This window comes from Streptococcus oralis, assembly GCF_001579025.1.
Taxonomy (GTDB): domain Bacteria; phylum Bacillota; class Bacilli; order Lactobacillales; family Streptococcaceae; genus Streptococcus; species Streptococcus oralis_X.
Map to the genome: position 1 here is coordinate 515996 of NZ_KQ970235.1, position 3005 is coordinate 519000.

A 3005-nucleotide genomic window follows, 5' to 3' on the forward strand; every position below is an offset into this window, starting at 1 on the left:
AACAACGGGATTTCCAACGACTTCCAGCATGGCGCGGTCATTCTCTTCGTCCCCGATCGCCATGGTTTCATCTTTGGTCAATCCGAGTTTTTCAGCTAGATGGGTAATAGCTGAACCCTTGTCTACATTCTTTTTAAGGAGTTCGAGGTAGAAAGGAGCAGATTTGTTGATGGAGTAGCGCTCGTAAAATTCTGCTGGGATTTTTTCAATCGCAGCATCGAGAATCTCTGGTTCATCGATAAACATACACTTGACGATTTCCTTGCCAGCCATTTCTTCAGGAGTGCGGTAGAAGATAGGCATGCTGACGAGGGTTGATTCGTGCACCGTGTATTTTCCGATATTGCGATTGGCCGTGTAGATACCGTCCTTGGTAATAGCGTGCATGTGGACACCAAGCTTACGACTGAGAAATTCCATATCCAGATAATCCTCATAGGTCAAGGATTCGCTGATAATCTCATGGCCAGTAGCAGTCTCTTGGACAAGGGCACCGTTGAAGGTCACTACATAGTCACCCTCGTCTCTCAACTGTAAGTCGTCCAGAAGTTTGGCAACGCCTGCGATAGGTCGGCCCGTTGCAATCACGACTTTGACACCGGCTTGTTTGGCGTCTTGGATGGCAGAAAAGACTTGAGGAGTGATTTCCTTCTTACTGTTGACTAGGGTACCATCGATATCGACGGCGATTAGTTTAATACTCATAAATTTCCTCTATTCGTTCTTATTTGGGGTAAAATGATCGTTCTCAATCAAGTGTAAAAATTGCTGGGTGATACTTGCGAAGATGCTATTTTGGTCCAACATTTCTTTTGGAAAATAGAAACGATTGTCTCCATGGCGACTGCCAGCAAGGGATTGGACGATAGGAGACAGGCTAGAGAGTTCAGCCAGTTCACCATTTTTCTGTAGAATCTCAATCTGTGTCCGTGGATTTTCAGATTCGGGACGATAGATATCATAAGGGAGGTCAAAGTTCTTATGAATAGCAGTATAGTAGTCTGGATCAAAACCGATTTCTTCAACCAGTTGTCTCATGGTTGCGAGTTGGTCTTGGTCTTTTTCTGAAAAAGTAATGGATTTAAAGACCTTGCGGTTGACAAAACGTTGCGACAAGTCGGCTAGTATTTTGTCAGGACTGGTCATCCAGAGTTGGAAGTAGGTATTCATCACGCCGTCATCAAGTGCCAGATAGTCAGATAGAGTAACTTTCTTTTCAAAAAAAGGTAGCAAATGTGGAGAAGTGCGTGCAAAGAAATCTTTGTCTTCAGGATAGAGTTCCTTAGCGCGTTTGAGGAGATTTTGTAGGAGAACCTCCATGGCGCGTGTTGCTGGGTGGAAATAAACCTGCATATACATCTGGTAGCGACTGAGAACATAGTCTTCGATGGCGTGCATGCCATTGCGCTGAAAGGCGATCCCATTTTCGACTGGACGAATGACTCGAAGGATGCGAGTCAGGTCAAATTCCCCATAAGATGCTCCTGTAAAATAGGAGTCGCGCAAGAGATAGTCCATGCGGTCTGCATCGATCTGACTGGAAATGAGTTGCACCACCTGCTTGTTAGGATAGGTATGGTCGATGACACTGGCTACTTTTTCTGGGAAATCTGGCGCTACTTGAAGCAGAACTTGGTGAATCTCTGTTTCAGGACTTTGGATGATTTCCTGAGTAATGGCCTCATGATCTGTATCAAAGAGATTTTCAAAAGTATGGGAGTAAGCACCATGCCCAAGGTCATGTAGGAGCGCAGCAGTCATGGTCAAAAGAGACTCAGCAGGATCCCATTCTTCAGGATATTTTTCTTCAAAAATCTCCGTGATACGACGAGCAATCTCATAGACTCCCAAACAGTGGGAAAAGCGACTGTGTTCCCCGCCGTGGAAGGTATAGCTAGACGTGCCAAGTTGCTTGATACGACGCAATCGCTGAAATTCCTTTGTATTGATCAAATCGTAGATGACTTGATTATTGACATGGATGTAGTTGTGAACTGGGTCACGGAATACTTTTTCGTTCATATGACCATTATAGCAAAAAGCTAGAGTTTTTGGTAAAATAGTAGGACAAGAGAGAAGAAAGAGGAACTGATGTGAAGATTCGGATGCGAAATAGGATTCAGTTTGATGAGCAGTTGGAAGTAATTGACCAGCTTTATGACGTTGAAGTGCATGAAAAGGGAGATTATAGCTATCTGCTTTTCTACAATGAGGAAAAGGAAAAAGTGGTTCTCAAGTTTCATGATCAAGAACTGGTGATGACCCGCTTCTCGAGTCCCAAAACCATCATGCGTTTTTTAAGGGATAGTGATAGTTTAGCCTATATTCCCACACCAATGGGGATGCAGGAGTTTATCATTCAAACGAATCGTTATCAAGTGGATGGGCAAAAGATTGAGCTCGCCTATCAACTGCAAAACCAAGAGGGGCAAACCTTTGCCAGCTATCAATTAGAAATTACTTGGGGATAAGAAAAAGGTTGGCGAATGCCAACCTTATTTGATATAGAGTTCTTGATTTTTTAGAACAATTTCACGTACACTTGCGAATTTCTTAAGTTTTTTAAGTTCTTCAGGATGGGTTACTAGAGTGATAACATAGCCCTCTTTGCCCATGCGACCTGTACGGCCAGAGCGGTGGGTATAGGTTTCCATATCTCTAGGGACGTCGAAGTTGACAACACATTCTAGGTTATTGATATCAATCCCACGAGCCAGAAGGTCAGTTGCAAGAAGTAGCGTCAGTTGATTATCTTTGAATTTTTCTAAAATAACTTTTCGAAATTTAACATTGACATCGCTAGCGAGGGAAACAGCCAAAATATCGCGATACTGTAGTTTTTCCTCCACACTTCCAAGATCTGACAAGCTGTTAAAGAAGACCAGACCACGGAAATCCTCTACATGAGCCAGCTTTCGTAGCATATCCACTCGGTGACGTTGGTCTACCTGCATGTAGAAATGTTGAATGTTGTCTAGTTTTTGATCAGAGAGATCAATGGTGCG

The 3005-nt window shown here is 43.4% G+C and carries 4 protein-coding genes; 1 reads left to right on the forward strand and 3 read right to left on the reverse strand.

The features are described 5' to 3' along the window. Positions 1 to 705 (reverse strand): sugar-phosphatase (gene yidA / locus SORDD27_RS02385; protein WP_061427111.1); only part of this gene is annotated, 705 nt, incomplete at its 3' end. 9 nt (positions 706 to 714) lie between these two features. After that, positions 715 to 2022, reverse strand: coding sequence for an HD domain-containing protein (locus SORDD27_RS02390; RefSeq protein WP_061427113.1), 1308 nt, complete (start codon positions 2020 to 2022; stop codon positions 715 to 717). Between the two features lie 71 nt (positions 2023 to 2093). Here SORDD27_RS02390 and SORDD27_RS02395 point away from each other — a divergent pair, with 71 nt between their 5' ends. Beyond that, the gene (locus tag SORDD27_RS02395) at positions 2094 to 2471 is read left to right on the forward strand and encodes a YwiB family protein (protein ID WP_081103333.1); all 378 of its coding nucleotides are present in this window, start codon (positions 2094 to 2096) and stop codon (positions 2469 to 2471) included. 24 nt (positions 2472 to 2495) lie between these two features. Here the strand turns inward: SORDD27_RS02395 and SORDD27_RS02400 are convergent. Beyond that, a partial coding sequence (locus SORDD27_RS02400) for a helicase-related protein (protein ID WP_196755617.1) occupies positions 2496 to 3005 on the reverse strand: 510 nt, incomplete at its 5' end.

Coding starts and splice junctions, on each gene's coding strand:
- SORDD27_RS02390 (WP_061427113.1), bottom strand. CDS start 2,022: ATGAACGAAAAAGTATTCCGTGACCCAGTTCACAACTACATCCATGTC.